17 protein-coding genes are annotated in these 15,315 nt (G+C 40.8%); all 17 read left to right on the top strand.

Annotated features, from left to right (window positions below; genetic code table 11):
* Positions 1 to 24: 24 nt before the first annotated feature.
* On the top strand, positions 25 to 1,212 hold the full coding sequence (locus AC3E7H_RS08910) for an efflux RND transporter periplasmic adaptor subunit (RefSeq protein ID WP_049509141.1): 1,188 nt from the start codon (positions 25 to 27) through the stop codon (positions 1,210 to 1,212).
* On the top strand, positions 1,196 to 1,897 hold the full coding sequence (locus AC3E7H_RS08905; RefSeq protein ID WP_045615203.1) for an ABC transporter ATP-binding protein: 702 nt from the start codon (positions 1,196 to 1,198) through the stop codon (positions 1,895 to 1,897). The genes AC3E7H_RS08910 and AC3E7H_RS08905 overlap by 17 nt, the downstream gene beginning before the upstream one ends.
* Position 1,898: 1 nt before the next feature.
* Positions 1,899 to 3,158 (top strand): ABC transporter permease, encoded by a 1,260-nt coding sequence (locus tag AC3E7H_RS08900; protein ID WP_049527850.1) that lies wholly within the window; start codon positions 1,899 to 1,901, stop codon positions 3,156 to 3,158.
* Between the two features lie 134 nt (positions 3,159 to 3,292).
* The gene (gene metG / locus AC3E7H_RS08895) at positions 3,293 to 5,290 is read left to right on the top strand and encodes a methionine--tRNA ligase (protein ID WP_490676425.1); all 1,998 of its coding nucleotides are present in this window, start codon (positions 3,293 to 3,295) and stop codon (positions 5,288 to 5,290) included.
* A 113-nt stretch (positions 5,291 to 5,403) separates the two neighbouring features.
* Positions 5,404 to 6,330: an aldo/keto reductase gene (locus tag AC3E7H_RS08890; RefSeq protein WP_485714852.1), complete on the top strand. Its 927-nt coding sequence runs from the start codon at positions 5,404 to 5,406 to the stop codon at positions 6,328 to 6,330.
* Between the two features lie 158 nt (positions 6,331 to 6,488).
* The gene (locus tag AC3E7H_RS08885) at positions 6,489 to 7,520 is read left to right on the top strand and encodes a DNA/RNA non-specific endonuclease (protein ID WP_490676424.1); all 1,032 of its coding nucleotides are present in this window, start codon (positions 6,489 to 6,491) and stop codon (positions 7,518 to 7,520) included.
* Positions 7,521 to 7,627: 107 nt separating this feature from the next.
* Positions 7,628 to 7,864 carry a DUF2829 domain-containing protein gene (locus AC3E7H_RS08880; RefSeq protein ID WP_000141913.1) on the top strand — a complete coding sequence of 79 codons (237 nt, stop codon included), beginning with the start codon at positions 7,628 to 7,630 and terminating at the stop codon, positions 7,862 to 7,864.
* Complete coding sequence (locus AC3E7H_RS08875) at positions 7,857 to 8,555, top strand: 3-oxoacyl-ACP reductase (RefSeq protein WP_490676423.1); 699 nt, start codon at positions 7,857 to 7,859, stop codon at positions 8,553 to 8,555. The genes AC3E7H_RS08880 and AC3E7H_RS08875 overlap by 8 nt, the downstream gene beginning before the upstream one ends.
* A gap of 36 nt (positions 8,556 to 8,591) precedes the next feature.
* Positions 8,592 to 8,927 (top strand): hypothetical protein, encoded by a 336-nt coding sequence (locus AC3E7H_RS08870; RefSeq protein WP_490676422.1) that lies wholly within the window; start codon positions 8,592 to 8,594, stop codon positions 8,925 to 8,927.
* A 19-nt stretch (positions 8,928 to 8,946) separates the two neighbouring features.
* Positions 8,947 to 9,372: an SMI1/KNR4 family protein gene (locus AC3E7H_RS08865; RefSeq protein ID WP_490676421.1), complete on the top strand. Its 426-nt coding sequence runs from the start codon at positions 8,947 to 8,949 to the stop codon at positions 9,370 to 9,372.
* 12 nt (positions 9,373 to 9,384) lie between these two features.
* Positions 9,385 to 9,726 (top strand): DUF7716 domain-containing protein, encoded by a 342-nt coding sequence (locus AC3E7H_RS08860; RefSeq protein ID WP_490676420.1) that lies wholly within the window; start codon positions 9,385 to 9,387, stop codon positions 9,724 to 9,726.
* 57 nt (positions 9,727 to 9,783) lie between these two features.
* Positions 9,784 to 10,155, top strand: coding sequence for an Imm51 family immunity protein (locus AC3E7H_RS08855; protein ID WP_075228654.1), 372 nt, complete (start codon positions 9,784 to 9,786; stop codon positions 10,153 to 10,155).
* A 50-nt stretch (positions 10,156 to 10,205) separates the two neighbouring features.
* Positions 10,206 to 10,811 carry a DUF6707 family protein gene (locus AC3E7H_RS08850; protein WP_490676419.1) on the top strand — a complete coding sequence of 202 codons (606 nt, stop codon included), beginning with the start codon at positions 10,206 to 10,208 and terminating at the stop codon, positions 10,809 to 10,811.
* 40 nt (positions 10,812 to 10,851) lie between these two features.
* The gene (locus AC3E7H_RS08845; protein ID WP_490676418.1) at positions 10,852 to 11,352 is read left to right on the top strand and encodes an NUDIX hydrolase; all 501 of its coding nucleotides are present in this window, start codon (positions 10,852 to 10,854) and stop codon (positions 11,350 to 11,352) included.
* The gene (locus tag AC3E7H_RS08840) at positions 11,330 to 12,178 is read left to right on the top strand and encodes a putative PEP-binding protein (RefSeq protein WP_490676417.1); all 849 of its coding nucleotides are present in this window, start codon (positions 11,330 to 11,332) and stop codon (positions 12,176 to 12,178) included. Before AC3E7H_RS08845 ends, AC3E7H_RS08840 begins: the two co-directional genes overlap by 23 nt.
* On the top strand, positions 12,175 to 12,615 hold the full coding sequence (locus tag AC3E7H_RS08835; protein WP_490676416.1) for an ASCH domain-containing protein: 441 nt from the start codon (positions 12,175 to 12,177) through the stop codon (positions 12,613 to 12,615). The genes AC3E7H_RS08840 and AC3E7H_RS08835 overlap by 4 nt, the downstream gene beginning before the upstream one ends.
* Before the next feature lie 122 nt (positions 12,616 to 12,737).
* Positions 12,738 to 15,284, top strand: a complete 2,547-nt coding sequence (locus AC3E7H_RS08830) for a M1 family metallopeptidase (RefSeq protein WP_490676438.1) — start codon at positions 12,738 to 12,740, stop codon at positions 15,282 to 15,284.
* Positions 15,285 to 15,315 lie beyond the last annotated feature (31 nt).

Below are 15,315 nucleotides of genomic sequence, written 5' to 3'. Positions count from 1 at the left end.
TATATTTATAAAAGGGGTATTGCTATGAAAAGAAAGTCAAAAGCTAAGAAATGGCCTTTATTTACTGCTATTGGAGTGGCGTCAGTTCTTGTAGTGGGTGCAGCTGCTGTTCTTCTGTTAAGACAACCAAATCAAGCTGCAGCAAAAGATGAAACTGCTAAGATTGTCCTTGCTAAAGAGGGGTCTGTGGCATCTTCAGTTCTCCTATCGGGGAGTGTTACTGCTCAGAATGAACAATACATCTATTATGATGCAAGTAAGGGTGACTTGGACGAGGTCTTGGTTTCTGTTGGAGATCAGGTCAGCGAAGGACAGGCTCTTGTCAAGTATAGTAGCACAGAAGCCCAGGCTGCCTATGATGCTGCCAGTCGTGCTGTTGCTAAAGCTGATCGTCATATCAATGAACTGAATGAGTCTCGAAATACCGCTGCAGCAACACCTAGCCTTCCGCAAGCAGGTCTAGAAGGAGCAACTGGACAAGCGCCAGCTCAGTCATCCGGTTCTGCTACAGCTGCTATTGATTCTCAAATCAGCGATGCTCGTGATGTGCGTGCAGATGCAGAAGCGCAACTCGAAAAAGCTCAAGCCCAGTTGAATGCTGCTACGGTATTGAGTAATGTAGAGGGAACAGTTGTTGAAGTGAATCGTAACATTTCAAAATCTCCAACAGGAAATAGTCAAGTATTGGTACATATCGTAAGTAACGATAATTTGCAGGTCAAGGGGGAGCTCTCTGAATACAACCTTGCCAATCTATCTGTAGGTCAAGAAGTAACTTTCACTTCTAAAGTTTATCCAGATAAAACTTGGAATGGTAAGATTAGCTATATTTCAAATTATCCAAAAAATAACAGTGAAGCAAGCAGTAGCTTAGCTGGTTCAAACACAGGTTCTAAATACCCATATACAGTCGATGTAACTAGTGAAATCGGTGACTTGAAACAGGGCTTTACAGTCAGTGTCGAAGTGAAAAGTACTAGTAAAGCATTGATAGTTCCAATCTCGAGCGTAGTCATGGAAGAAGATAAAAACTATGTTTGGATTCTTGATGAAAATCAAAAGGCCAAAAAAGTTGAAGTTGGATTGGGCAATGCAGATGCAGAAAACCAAGAAATCACATCTGGTCTGACAGATGGAGCAAAAGTCATCAGTAATCCGACAGCTTCCTTGCAAGAAGGAAAAGAGGTGAAGACTGATGAAGCAACTAATTAGCCTCAAAAATATCTGCCGTAGTTATCGAAATGGTGATCAAGAGCTTCAAGTTCTCAAAAACATTAACCTTGAAGTTCACGAGGGAGAATTCGTGGCTATCATGGGACCATCTGGTTCAGGGAAGTCTACCCTCATGAATACTATTGGTATGTTGGATACCCCTACAAGTGGTCAGTATTTTCTAGATGGAAAAGAAGTGGCTGGTTTGGGTGAAAAACAATTAGCCAAGGTTCGAAATCAGGAAATCGGCTTCGTCTTTCAACAATTCTTTCTCTTGTCCAAGCTTAATGCTCTTCAAAACGTAGAATTGCCCTTGATTTATGCTGGAGTTTCAGCTTCAAAACGTCGCAAATTAGCAGAAGAATATCTGGAAAAGGTTGAACTGACCGAGCGTAGCCATCATTTACCTTCGGAGTTGTCAGGTGGTCAGAAGCAAAGGGTTGCCATTGCGCGTGCATTGGTCAACAATCCTTCAATCATCTTAGCAGATGAGCCTACTGGAGCTTTGGATACTAAAACTGGAAATCAGATTATGCAACTCTTAGTTGAATTAAATAAAGAAGGAAAAACCATCATTATGGTTACGCATGAGCCTGAAATCGCTGCTTACGCCAAGCGTCAGATTGTCATTCGTGATGGCGTCATTTCATCTGATAGTGGTCTCGTAGAAAAGGAGGAAAACTAAGATGCAGAATCTGAAATTTGCCTTTTCATCCATTATGGCCCACAAGATGCGTTCTTTCTTGACCATGATCGGGATTATCATAGGTGTATCCTCCGTTGTCGTTATCATGGCCTTGGGTGACTCTATGTCTCGCCAGGTCAATAAAAATATGACCAAGTCTCAGAAGGACATTCATGTCTTTTTCTCACCTACCAAGAGCAAGGACGGTTCCTTCACCCAGAAGCAATCTGCTCTAACCCTGTCTGGTAAAGAGGAAGATGTTTTTGTTGAACCTCCAAAACCACAAGAAGCTTGGGTTAAGGAAGCTGCTAAGCTCAAGGGAGTGGATAGCTACTATGTGACCAACTCAGCCAATGTGACCTTGACTTATAAGGATAAAAAGGTCGAACACGCTAACATGACGGGTGGGAATGTCACCTATATGGATGCGGTCGAAAATGAAATCATTGCAGGTCGAAGTCTTAGAGCACAAGATTATAAGGATTTTGCAAACGTGATCATTTTAGATGAAGAACTAGCCAATAGCCTTTTTGGTTCAGCACAAGAAGCACTCAACCAAATTGTTGAAGTAAATGAAATCAGTTACCGTGTTATTGGTGTTTATGCAAGTAAAGAAGCTAAGGCTGCGAAAACATTTGGAGTCGGAGGACTACCAATTACGACCAATATTTCCTTAGCAGCTAATTTTAACACAGATGAGATTTCAAATATTGTCTTCCGTGTCAATGATACTAGCTTAACCCAGACTTTAGGACCAGAGTTGGCAAGAAGAATGACAGAGATTGCAGGTCTTCAACAAGGGGAATATCAAGTTGCAGATGCGTCTGCCGCCTTCCAAGAAGTTCAACAACTCTTTGGCTTCATAACAACGATTATTAGTGCTATTGCTGGGATTTCCCTCTTTGTTGGTGGTACCGGTGTTATGAACATTATGCTTGTTTCGGTGACAGAGCGTACCCGTGAGATTGGTCTACGTAAAGCACTAGGAGCAACACGGGCTAATATACTGGTTCAATTCTTGATTGAATCCATGATTTTAACCTTATTAGGTGGGGTCATCGGTCTTCTGCTTGCTGCAGGGGTGACCATGCTTGCAGGAGTTCTTCTTCAAAATATGATTGCAGGAATCGAAGTTGGCGTATCCATCCCAATAGCTCTCTTTAGCTTAGCTGTCTCAGCTGGCATCGGTATGATATTTGGTGTTCTACCAGCCAATAAAGCTTCTAAGTTAGATCCGATTGAAGCTCTTCGCTATGAATAAGATAATCAACAGGAAAAACAAGATGGACATCAGTCTGTCTTGTTTTTGTATGGATTTCCTTATCGAAAATCATCAAAATATGATATAATGAAGTGTTAGAAAAACAGGTTTCATTTGCCTGGAAAGGAAAAATTATGTCTGAAAAGAATTTTTATATTACAACACCGATTTACTATCCATCTGGTAAACTTCATATCGGTTCTGCCTACACGACTATCGCCTGTGATGTCCTAGCTCGCTACAAACGCCTGATGGGCTACGATGTCTTTTATCTGACTGGTCTTGATGAGCATGGCCAAAAGATTCAACAAAAAGCAGAAGAAGCTGGCATCACTCCTCAAGCCTATGTTGACGGAATGGCAGTTGGTGTTAAAGAACTCTGGAAATTGCTTGATATCTCATACGATAAATTCATCCGTACCACAGATGACTACCATGAAAAAGTAGTGGCACAAGTTTTTGAACGCTTGCTTGCCCAAGATGACATCTACCTAGGTGAATACTCTGGTTGGTATTCAGTATCAGATGAGGAATTCTTTACAGAAAGCCAGCTTGCGGAAGTTTTCCGTGACGAAGCTGGAAGTGTGACGGGTGGTATCGCTCCATCAGGTCACGAGGTTGAATGGGTTTCAGAAGAGTCTTATTTCCTTCGCCTCAGCAAATACCAAGACCGCTTGGTCGAATTTTTCAAATCACATCCTGACTTCATCACTCCAGATGGCCGTCTCAATGAAATGTTGCGTAACTTCATTGAGCCAGGCTTGGAAGACTTAGCAGTATCTCGTACAACCTTTACCTGGGGTGTACCTGTCCCATCAAATCCTAAACACGTTGTCTATGTATGGATCGATGCCCTTCTCAACTACGTGACTGCTCTTGGTTATGGTCAAGATGAACATGGTAACTTTGATAAGTTCTGGAATGGAACAGTCTTCCAAATGGTTGGGAAAGACATCCTTCGTTTCCACTCGATTTACTGGCCAATCCTTCTTATGATGTTGGATGTTAAATTACCTGACCGCTTGATTGCCCATGGTTGGTTTGTCATGAAAGATGGCAAGATGTCCAAGTCTAAAGGGAATGTCGTTTACCCTGAAATGTTGGTAGAGCGCTATGGTCTAGATCCGCTTCGCTACTACCTCATGCGTAGCCTTCCAGTCGGTTCAGATGGCACCTTCACTCCAGAAGACTATGTAGGTCGTATCAACTATGAATTAGCAAATGACCTTGGAAATCTCCTCAACCGTACGGTTTCTATGATCAACAAGTACTTTGATGGTCAAATCCCTGCCTATGTAGAAGGTGTAACAGACTTTGACAATGCACTTGCTCAAGTGGCAGAGCAATCAATCGCTGACTACCATACCTACATGGAAGCAGTTGACTATCCACGTGCACTTGAAGCAGTCTGGACTCTCATCTCACGTACAAATAAATACATCGATGAGACAGCTCCATGGGTACTGGCTAAGGACGAAGCGCACCGTGATCAATTGGCAAGTGTGATGAGCCACTTGGCAGCTAGCCTTCGTGTCGTAGCTCACTTGATTGAGCCATTTATGATGGAAACCAGTCGTGCAGTCTTGACACAACTTGGTCTAGCAGAAGTTTCTAGCCTTGAAAACTTGAGCCTGGCAGATTTCCCTGCTGGTGTGACTGTTGTTGCTAAAGGAACACCAATCTTCCCACGTCTCGATATGGAAGAAGAAATCGCCTACATCAAGGAACAAATGGAAGGCAACAAGCCAGTCGTCGAGAAAGAATGGAATCCAGATGAAGTTGAACTCAAACTCAACAAGGATGAAATCAAGTTTGAAGACTTTGACAAGGTCGAAATCCGTGTTGCAGAGGTCAAAGAAGTTTCTAAAGTGGAAGGCTCTGATAAGTTGCTTCAATTCCGCTTGGATGCTGGAGATGGTGAAGATCGTCAAATCCTTTCAGGAATTGCCAAATACTATCCAAACGAACAAGAATTGGTCGGCAAAAAAGTCCAAATCGTTGCCAACCTCAAACCACGTAAAATGATGAAAAAATATGTCAGCCAAGGGATGATTCTCTCAGCTGAACATGATGGCAAATTAACCCTTCTCACAGTTGATCCAGCTGTACCAAACGGAAGTGTGATTGGCTAAGATTTAAAAAGAACCAGTTTGAGCTGGTTCTTTTCTTTTGTGAGATAGCAGTTGATAAAAGTTGATAAAAGTGGCATTCTGCTTTATAATGAAGAAAAACGGAGGAAATTGCCATGAAATACATTCCATTTGGTCAAGAGAAAAGAGAATTGTCCGAAATCGTTCTAGGCATGATGCGAATCAGTGACAAGTCGGTTAAAGAGGTTGAGGAGTTGGTTGAAACAGCCCTATCTGTAGGAATCAATGCCTTTGACTTGGCAGATATCTACGGTGGTGGACGTTGCGAAGAATTACTGGGTCAAGTGTTAAAGCATCGTCCTGATCTGCGAGAAAAGATGTGGATCCAGTCCAAGTGTGGCATTCGTATAGAAGAATTTACCTATTTTGATTTTTCAAAAGATTATATTTTAGAATCAGTAGACGGGATTCTAAAAAGATTGCAGGTTAATTACCTGGATAGCTTGCTTCTCCATCGTCCAGATGCTTTGATGGAAGCTGATCAAGTGGCTCAAGCCTTTGATATTCTACACACATCAGGTAAAGTTCGAAACTTCGGTGTGTCCAATCAAAATCCTATGATGATGGAATTCCTGAAGAAAGAGGTCAAACAACCTTTATCTATCAATCAATTACAACTAAGCGCAGCTTTCACGCCAGGATTTGAATCAGGTTTCCATGTCAATATGGAAGGTGACAAGGCAGCTTTGCGTGATGGTAGCGTCTTTGAATACTGCAAATTAAACGACATGGTTATTCAGGCCTGGTCAGTCTTGCAGTTCGGATATTTCAAAGGGAATTTTGTCGGCAATGAGAAGTTTCAACAACTAAACCAAGTCCTAAATCGATTAGCCTTAAAATACGGTGTAAGCCCTTCAGCTATTGCTATCGCTTGGGTGTTACGCTACCCAGCTAAGATGCAGGCAGTAGTAGGAACAACTAACCCTAAACATTTGATAGAAGCAAGCCAAGCAAGTGATATTAACCTAACTCGAAAAGAATGGTATGAGATTTACCTCGCAGCAGGGAATGATTTGCCGTAAAAACTAAAGAAATATTTTATCAAAGAGCGAGGTGATACCTCGCTCTTTTTATCTTTGTTTAAAAATTTATATAATTGTTTGAAAACACAAACTATATATGGTAAAATTGTATAAAATAACAATATAATAAATATTTTAATAAGATAGGAGCGTTAAAAATGAAAAAAATAGTACTGACTTCTGTTGTTTTACTTTCATTACTGACAACTGTTGGCTGCTCGAAACATAAAGAAGAGGCGAAAGTAGCTGAATCTGTAACGACTGAACAGACTACGCAGGATAATACAAAGTTATACAAGGAAGCTGGCTTACTTACTTTTAAAAATGAAAAGCAGCTAGAACTCGGGGAACTTGATTCAAAATCCCGTGCAACTTATGCTCACATTCAGCTAAAAGATAGTGATGAGCCTAAAGAAAAGAGAGAAGCTAAATTAACCTTTGATCCAGTTGGATGGCATAACTATAAATTTTATTATGGTGATGGAACAAAGGAAGCCTGGCTAATGAATCGCGGTCATTTAGTTGGGTATCAATTTAGTGGACTCAACGATGAAGGCCGAAATCTAGTTCCTATGACAGCTTGGTTAAATACAGGTGCTTTTACTGGAACGGATGACAAAAATCAAAGTAGCATGCTCTATTATGAAAATGGACTAGATTCGTGGCTTGCAAATCATCCAAACTATTATCTTGACTATAAGGTGACAGCTGTCTATAAGGATAATGAATTGATTCCAAGACAGATTATCTTACAGTACGTAGGAATTGATCAGGATGGGAATTTGCTTGAAATTAAATTAGGTAGTAGCAAGGAAAAAATTGATAAGTATTCCGTAACCCATGTCGCCTTGGATAACGTTTCAGCCAATGCTGAAATAAATTATGCAGATGGTACTGCAAAGAATACGGTCAAGTCAGCTGAAGAACGCGCTGCAGAGCTTAAGGCGGCCGAGGAAAAGGCTAAGAAAGAGGCTGAAGAAAAAGAAGCACAAGAAAAAGCTAAAAAAGAGGCAGAAGAGAAGGCTAAAGAAGAACAGACACAGCAGGAAACTGAAGCCCCAGCACCTGCGGAGGAGTCACAAAGCAGTAATTCAGGTGGCTACTTTAGAGATAGAAAAGGAAGATGGCACCGACCAAATGGGAAGTATGCCTCTAGAAAGGAAATCATAGAAGCTGGGTTGCAATGGTGATGGTTTTTCAAGCTATATAAATCAGAATAATCACAGTCAAAAAACCGTTGGAAAGCGGTTTTTTGTTATAATTAAATTAAGATTCATAGATAACAAAGGAGAAAAACATGACATTTGAAGAAATTTTGCCTGGACTAAAGGCTAAGAAAAAATATGTACGTACTGGCTGGGGTGGAGCTGAAAACTATGTCCAACTTTTTGACACTATCGAGCAAAACGGGGTCGCTCTTGAAGTGACACCCTATTTCCTCATCAACGTGTCTGGTGAAGGAGAAGGTTTTTCTATGTGGAGTCCGACACCATGTGATGTCCTAGCGACGGATTGGGTGGAAGTCCATGACTAAACGTGTCTTAGTTACGGGCGTTAGTTCAGGGATTGGTCTGGCTCAAGCTCGACTCTTTTTAGAGAATGGTTATCAGGTTTTTAGTGTGGATCAGGGTGAAAAGCCTGCCTTACAAGGCGACTTTCACTTTCTACAACGTGATTTAACGCTTGACTTGGAACCAATTTTTGATTGGTGCCCTGAAGTTGATATTCTTTGTAATACGGCAGGTGTATTGGATGATTACAAGCCCTTACTAGAACAATCTGCCCCAGAAATCCAAGAAATTTTTGAAATAAACTATGTGACACCAGTGGAGCTGACGCGCTATTATTTGACAGAAATGCTGGAACATAAACATGGGATTATCATCAATATGTGTTCCATCGCTTCAAATCTAGCAGGCGGTGGTGGTCACGCCTATACCTCTTCTAAACATGCCTTGGCTGGATTTACCAAGCAATTAGCTCTGGACTATGCAGAAGCAGGTATCCAGGTCTTTGGAATCGCACCAGGTGCAGTTAAGACGGGTATGACGGCAGCTGATTTTGAACCAGGTGGTTTGGCGGACTGGGTAGCTAGTGAAACACCCATCAAACGCTGGATAGAACCAGAAGAAGTAGCAGAGATTAGCCTTTTCTTAGCAAGTGGAAAAGCAAGCGCCATGCAGGGGCAAATTCTCACTATTGACGGTGGATGGTCTTTGAAGTAGCATAGTTGGTATTCTGTGAATATGTGGAGGTAAGCTATGAAAAGAGATGAGTTTGGATTTGTCTTGCCCAATCTCTACTATCAGTTTTTATCGGACTGGAAAGAGATTGACCCCTATGAAATTGGAGATTCAGGCATCTGTTTGTATGCTAAGGAGGATCTTCAAGAGCGAAATGAGACTTATCAGATTGAGGAAGTAGAACCAGATTACTTTATGATTGGACAGGAAGGAGATTTGGCTTACTTTATCAAGAAAAATTCTGATGATTGCATTTATGAAAATGACCTGGGTGCTTTAGGCTCCTTAGAAATGAAAATAGTTGCTGCAAATGTCTATGACTTTATTGAAAAGGTACTAAAAGAAGAATTGTAGAAAACTGAAGGGAGTAATCATGTTTAGGATGCTTGATGAAGATTCACCGATTTCAAAAGAAGACCTTTTACAATTTGAGGAGATTCTTGGGAAGAAATTGCCAAAAACTATGTTGGAGTTTTATTTCAAGCACAATGGTGGTCAGCCCCAAGTAAGGGGTGTCCACGATGAACATCACCTCTTTCCTTTCAATTCCTTTAATTCACTTGAGGAAATGAGCAAGTCTCTTACATGGTATGACGATGAGGCTGTGCCTGCAGGATTTAAGGCAACAGATCTTCTCCATTTTGCCTATGATCCTGGATCTGGTAATTATGCTCTTTCCCTAAGGGAAGAAGATTATGGCAAGGTTTACTTCTATGTTCTAGAAGAAAAAGCCGAGTTGTATGGTCAATGGCCGTCTTTTGAAGAATTTTTGAATTCTTTTGTTGAAGAACAAGACTAAAAAGGAGAAGAGATGCGGAAACACCAAGAACTTTCACTAGAGCAGATGATCGAACAGCTACGAGCGGATCAACTAACTTCAGATGATTTTTGCCTCTATGGTAAGGAGGATGGAGAACTGGCACTAGGTAGGCTCTATTGGGTGTCAGATTATCCGGATGTCATAGAAGACCGTGATATTTACCCTGCTGATGTAGTGGAGCAAAATCTCCAGCTAGTCTACTATGGAGAGCAGTTGCTTGATGTTCTCACGGTTGCACTTGAGGAAAAGCCAGATGCAAGTCCCCAAGACTTGGTCGAAGCTTTGAATTATTATAATCAGCATGATAGCTTTATGCCTTTTGATTCTGATTAGCTCTCCTAGATTTATGGAGTTCCGTTACCAATAAACGTTTTCATAAGGAGTTAAGAAATGATGGATTACAAAAACATAAATGAAATAATTGCCCCTTTTAACCTGCTTGTATATGATGATGATCCTGAAAATGTTCGAGGGTCGCTCATTTATTACCCTGATGGAGAATACAGACAGGAAGTATTTGACACTCGAGAAGAGGAGGGATTTGAAGGAAATGGCTACGATTGGACATCTTTAGCTTTGGTATTTTTGGAGGAGAAAATGCCTGAATTAAGCGAAGCTATCGACTTTGATCCTGAAGGAAGTATGTTTTGCGCCTATTCTTCCAAGGTGGACGCTTTGGCTAGATTTGCTCTTGGCTTTAAAGAGTTTTGTGATGATATCAACACTATGAAAGACTTGTTCAGTCGAGCAGAGTTGGATTAGTTGACTAAAATCTCTTTAAATTTTTAAAAAAAGAATAGAAAGGATTTCAAATGAAGCTACCAGAAGTAGTTGAACAAATGGAAAAACATCCAGATCTACATCTCTATCTAGATAAAATTTTAAAAAAGAATAAGAAAACCCAAGTTAGCTATCTCGAGTCGCTGAATCATCTGGCCTATTTACTTTATCTGGATGGTCAAGAGAAAATGGCTAAGAAATTGTTGGAGAGTGTCATACAAGTCCCATTTGAAGGAAATTATAACACTTGGACCTTTGTTGATAGCTCTCTGGTTTTATTGGCCTATATGGAAAGAGAGGCAGAAAATAAGCTGTCTGCCTATAAAAAACTGCTTTTATCCCCATTAAAACAAGGGGAGGAATCCACTCAAAAAATAAGAAGGAGAGTTCATCAGAGATTTTTAAATGGTGATAGCTTGGAGCAAAAGCTTGCAAAAATCGAGCAAGCTTCAAGTCTTGAATCAGAAATGAAACGTCGTCTGCTATACTTGACAGATTTATTGAAGATTCACCTCTTTATTGCTGAGTCAACGTGTGAAGAGGCAGATATCCAGGCAAAAATCGAAGAGAATATGGAGATACTAAAGAAGTATATCAAGGAGCATGAAATCTATAGCCTCTTTCCTTTTAAGGGATGAGGTAAGTTATTGATTTTGGACTTTTAGAAAAGAGTAGAATATGGAAATCAAAAATCACTTTGGTGTCTATGGCATTTGCTATGAGAAAGGAAAATTACTCTGCATTGAGAAAACGAGAGGACCTTATCAACATCGTTTTGATTTACCTGGTGGTAGTCAGGAAGCAGGTGAAGGGTTGACAGAAACCCTCAAGAGAGAAGTTTTGGAAGAGACAGGCTATACTCTTAGCCGTTCTTCAAATCCTAGGATTTATGATGTAATGGTTCAAGAAGAGGGTCAAGACTTTGCAGTACATCATGTCATGGCCTTTTATGATATAGTACTTGATTTAGAACGCTCTCAAAAATCCCTTCCTCATGAAGTTCTTGACGGAAGCAATGATTCAGCAAAGGCAATTTGGCTTCCTCTTGAGCAGATGACCGAAGAAAATGCCTCCCCCTTAGTATTGAAGGTGAAGGCAGAGTTACGAGGATTTCCAGAATTGGACATGACAAGCTATAATAATTGGAAGGTAAAACATGCAAAATCAACTAGCTCTTAGTGGCGAAAGAATTGTTGAAAAAGTTTACCCACAACTATTGCACCACGTCGGCATGATTCGTGGGGAATACTTGCTGAGAGAGCTTAATCAAAACATCCTATTAGCAAGTTGTCAGCTATTTGTAAAAGATTATCTAGACACTATTTGCCATTTGTACCCAGATGAAGAAGTCTGGTATCGCTTTTCAGAGTTAACAAATGCAGAAGCAAATTATCTAGACGGGACTAAAGAGTATTTTGATGAACGCCACCCCTTATTTGGATATAGAGGAACTAGGCGTTTACTGGCGTGTTTGGATGAATTTCATGCTGAAGCACATGTTGTTACAGAAGTTTATCAAACCAATCCCAATTTGTCTGTTATTTTTCCTTTTGTCAATGATGCTGAACAGTTAAAACAAGCTATTAGAGTATTGCGTCAGCATGGTTTTACTGGAAAAATCGGCACAATGATTGAATTACCATCAGCTTATTTTGACTTGGACAGGATACTGGAAACTGGTATTTCAAAGATTGTAGTGGGAATGAATGATTTGACTTCTTTTGTTTTTGCGACTGTGAGGAACAGTCAATGGCATGATATGGAAAGTCCCATTATGTTAGAAATGCTGAGACAGATGCAGGATAAAGCAAGGACGAAAAAGATAGAATTCGTCGTAGCAGGCTATCTGAATACTTCTTTTATACAAAAAATGAATCAAATGGATATCAAGTGCATTATCCATTATAGTTCTATTCCAGAGATTTTTAATTTAGAGATTGACCATCCATATCATCTCAAACGTGTAAAAGAAGAAAGAAAAAAAATACAAAGGAGCAACCTATGACACCTCAAGAAATGTGGAATGCCTACAAGCAAATCAACCTCTCTATCGGAGATGAGATAGACGCCTGGGCCTTTGGAGTGGATCCAGACCTTTTAGCGGATCTGGTGTTTACAGGCGAAAAAACAGCAACAGCCTCAGCTTACGATCTTTACGCAGTAGAGGACGAACCCCTTCCCCAAGAAGGAACTTTTGATGTTATTTTAGACAGTAAGGATCAAGCTGTTTGCATTGTCGAAATTACCAAGGTTTCCGTTCAGCCTTTCCATCAGGTTTCAGCCGACCATGCCTACAAGGAAGGTGAGGGAGACAAATCTTTAGCCTATTGGCGTCAGGTTCATGAAGACTTTTTCAAAGACTGGTTAGGAGAAGCAGGTCTGGATTTTACACCTGACAGCAAGGTTGTTTTAGAAGAATTTCGCAAGGTCTATCCTCTGTAGACTACTAGAAGGAAGAAAGTTTTGGAAATCACCGTCCAAAGCTTTTTTCTGACTTAAAATATGATAAAATAGGTATGTTTGAACTAGAGCATTTGCTCAGAAATTTAGAATAGGAGAAAATGATGCAAGCAGTAGAACATTATATTGAAAAATTTGTTCCTGAACATTATGATTTATTTTTAGACTTGAGTCGTGAGACTAAGACGTTTTCAGGAAAAGTAACCATTACTGGTCAAGCTAAAAGTGACCGTATTTCCCTTCACCAAAAAGACCTAGAGATTGCTTCTGTTGAAGTAGCAGGTCAAGCTCGTCCATTTACAGTTGATAATGAAAACGAAGCTCTTCATATCGAACTTGAAGAAGCTGGTTCAGTCGAATTGGTACTTGCTTTTTCAGGTAAAATTACTGACAACATGACAGGGATTTATCCTTCATACTACACAGTTGATGGTGTTAAGAAGGAAGTTTTGTCAACTCAGTTTGAAAGTCACTTTGCTCGTGAAGCCTTCCCATGTGTGGACGAACCAGAAGCCAAAGCAACCTTTGACCTAGCTCTTCGATTTGACCAAGCAGAAGGTGAGTTGGCCTTGTCTAACATGCCGGAAATCGATGTTGAAAACCGCAAAGAAACTGGCATCTGGAAGTTTGAAACTACACCTCGTATGTCTTCTTACTTGCTAGCTTTCGTAGCTGGTGATTTACAAGGGGTAACTGCTAAAACGAAAAATGGTACTTTGGTAGGTGTTTACTCAACCAAGGCACATCCACTTTCAAATCTTGATTTCTCACTAGACATCGCTGTCCGTTCTATCGAATTTTACGAAGACTACTACGGAGTTAAGTACCCAATTCCTCAATCTCTTCACATCGCCCTTCCTGACTTTTCAGCTGGTGCTATGGAAAACTGGGGTCTGGTAACTTACCGTGAAGTTTACTTGGTTGTGGACGAGAACTCTACCTTTGCCAGCCGTCAACAGGTAGCCCTCGTTATTGCCCATGAGCTTGCTCACCAATGGTTCGGTAACCTTGTAACTATGAAGTGGTGGGATGACCTTTGGCTCAATGAAAGCTTCGCGAACATGATGGAATACGTCTGTGTGGATGCCATCGAGCCAAGTTGGAATATCTTTGAAGATTTCCAAACAGGTGGAGTACCTCTTGCTCTTGAACGCGATGCGACGGATGGCGTTCAATCTGTTCACGTTGAAGTCAAACACCCAGATGAAATCAATACGCTCTTTGATGGAGCTATCGTCTATGCCAAAGGAAGTCGCCTCATGCACATGCTTCGTCGTTGGTTAGGGGATGCTGATTTTGCCAAAGGTTTGCATGCTTACTTTGAAAAACACCAATACGGAAATACCATTGGTCGTGACCTTTGGAATGCCCTTGGTCAAGCATCAGGCCGTGATGTAGCAGCCTTTATGGATTCTTGGTTGGAGCAACCTGGTTATCCAGTTTTGACTGCTACAGTTGAAAATGATGTTTTGAAGATCTCACAAAAACAATTCTTCATCGGTGAGCATGAAGACAAGAATCGTCTTTGGGTAGTGCCACTTAACAGCAACTGGAAAGGAGTACCAGATACTCTCGAAACTGAAAGTATCGAAATCCCCGGCTATGCAGCACTTCTTGCTGAAAATGAAGGAGCACTTCGTCTCAACACTGAAAATACAGCCCACTACATTACAGACTATCAAGGTCAATTACTTGATGCTGTGCTTGCAGATCTAGTAGAACTTGATAACACAAGTAAACTTCAAATCGTCCAAGAACGTCGTTTGCTTGCTGAAGCAGGGCACATTTCGTACGCAGACTTGCTTCCAGTGGTGGATCAATTGGCTAAAGAAGAATCTTATCTCGTTGTTTCAGCAGTTTCACAAGTTATCGGAGCGCTTGATCGCTTTATCGATGAAGGAACTGAGACAGAAAAAGCCTTTAAAGCCCTTATTGCTAAACTGGCTCGTTACAACTATGACCGTCTTGGCTTTGAAGCTAAAGAGGGTGAATCTGATGAGGATGAATTGGTTCGTCAATTGACAATTTCTATGATGATTCGTTCAAATGATGAAGAAGCTAGTCAAGTTGCTAGCCAAATTTTCGAAGCCCACAAGGATAATCTTTCAGGACTTCCAGCAGCTATTCGTTCACAAGTTCTCATCAATGAAATGAAACACCATGAGACTAAGGAATTGGTCGCAACTTATCTCGATCTTTATACTCATGCCACAGATGCCGCCTTTAAACGCCAATTGGCAGCTGCTCTTGCCTACAGTACAGATGCGGATAATATCCAAACCTTGATTGCTTCTTGGAAGGACAAATTTGTGGTAAAACCACAAGACTTATCAGCTTGGTACTTCCAATTCTTAGGTCATCAAGCAACCCAGGAAACAGCGTGGTCTTGGGCGCGTGAAAACTGGGATTGGATTAAGGCTGCCCTTGGAGGAGATATGAGCTTTGATAGCTTTGTTATCCTTCCTGCCCATGTATTCAAGTCAGAACAACGCTTGGCGGAATACAAGGAATTCTTTGAGCCACAACTTTCTGACCTAGCTCTTAGCCGTAACATCGGTATGGGAATCAAGGAAATCGCAGCTCGCGTTGAATTGATTAAGCGTGAAAAAGCAGCAGTTGAAGCAGTTGTAGCTAAATATAGCAAAGCTTAAAAGATTCTAGTCTAACTAGATTACAAAAACT

This window comes from Streptococcus sp. SCPM-O-B-15304 (M98) (assembly GCF_058200215.1).
This window is presented reverse-complemented; position numbering and strand designations above follow the sequence as displayed.

Bases quoted from the DNA above. Each gene is read 5' to 3' on its own strand.
- AC3E7H_RS08880 (WP_000141913.1), top strand. From the start codon at position 7,628: ATGACATTTGAAGAAATTTTGCCTGGACTAAAGGCTAAGAAAAAATAT.
- AC3E7H_RS08885 (WP_490676424.1), top strand. From the start codon at position 6,489: ATGAAAAAAATAGTACTGACTTCTGTTGTTTTACTTTCATTACTGACA.
- AC3E7H_RS08890 (WP_485714852.1), top strand. From the start codon at position 5,404: ATGAAATACATTCCATTTGGTCAAGAGAAAAGAGAATTGTCCGAAATC.
- AC3E7H_RS08845 (WP_490676418.1), top strand. From the start codon at position 10,852: ATGGAAATCAAAAATCACTTTGGTGTCTATGGCATTTGCTATGAGAAA.
- AC3E7H_RS08905 (WP_045615203.1), top strand. From the start codon at position 1,196: ATGAAGCAACTAATTAGCCTCAAAAATATCTGCCGTAGTTATCGAAAT.
- AC3E7H_RS08835 (WP_490676416.1), top strand. From the start codon at position 12,175: ATGACACCTCAAGAAATGTGGAATGCCTACAAGCAAATCAACCTCTCT.
- AC3E7H_RS08840 (WP_490676417.1), top strand. From the start codon at position 11,330: ATGCAAAATCAACTAGCTCTTAGTGGCGAAAGAATTGTTGAAAAAGTT.
- AC3E7H_RS08870 (WP_490676422.1), top strand. From the start codon at position 8,592: ATGAAAAGAGATGAGTTTGGATTTGTCTTGCCCAATCTCTACTATCAG.
- AC3E7H_RS08850 (WP_490676419.1), top strand. From the start codon at position 10,206: ATGAAGCTACCAGAAGTAGTTGAACAAATGGAAAAACATCCAGATCTA.
- AC3E7H_RS08875 (WP_490676423.1), top strand. From the start codon at position 7,857: ATGACTAAACGTGTCTTAGTTACGGGCGTTAGTTCAGGGATTGGTCTG.
- AC3E7H_RS08860 (WP_490676420.1), top strand. From the start codon at position 9,385: ATGCGGAAACACCAAGAACTTTCACTAGAGCAGATGATCGAACAGCTA.
- AC3E7H_RS08855 (WP_075228654.1), top strand. From the start codon at position 9,784: ATGATGGATTACAAAAACATAAATGAAATAATTGCCCCTTTTAACCTG.
- AC3E7H_RS08830 (WP_490676438.1), top strand. From the start codon at position 12,738: ATGCAAGCAGTAGAACATTATATTGAAAAATTTGTTCCTGAACATTAT.
- AC3E7H_RS08900 (WP_049527850.1), top strand. From the start codon at position 1,899: ATGCAGAATCTGAAATTTGCCTTTTCATCCATTATGGCCCACAAGATG.
- AC3E7H_RS08910 (WP_049509141.1), top strand. From the start codon at position 25: ATGAAAAGAAAGTCAAAAGCTAAGAAATGGCCTTTATTTACTGCTATT.
- AC3E7H_RS08865 (WP_490676421.1), top strand. From the start codon at position 8,947: ATGTTTAGGATGCTTGATGAAGATTCACCGATTTCAAAAGAAGACCTT.
- metG (WP_490676425.1), top strand. From the start codon at position 3,293: ATGTCTGAAAAGAATTTTTATATTACAACACCGATTTACTATCCATCT.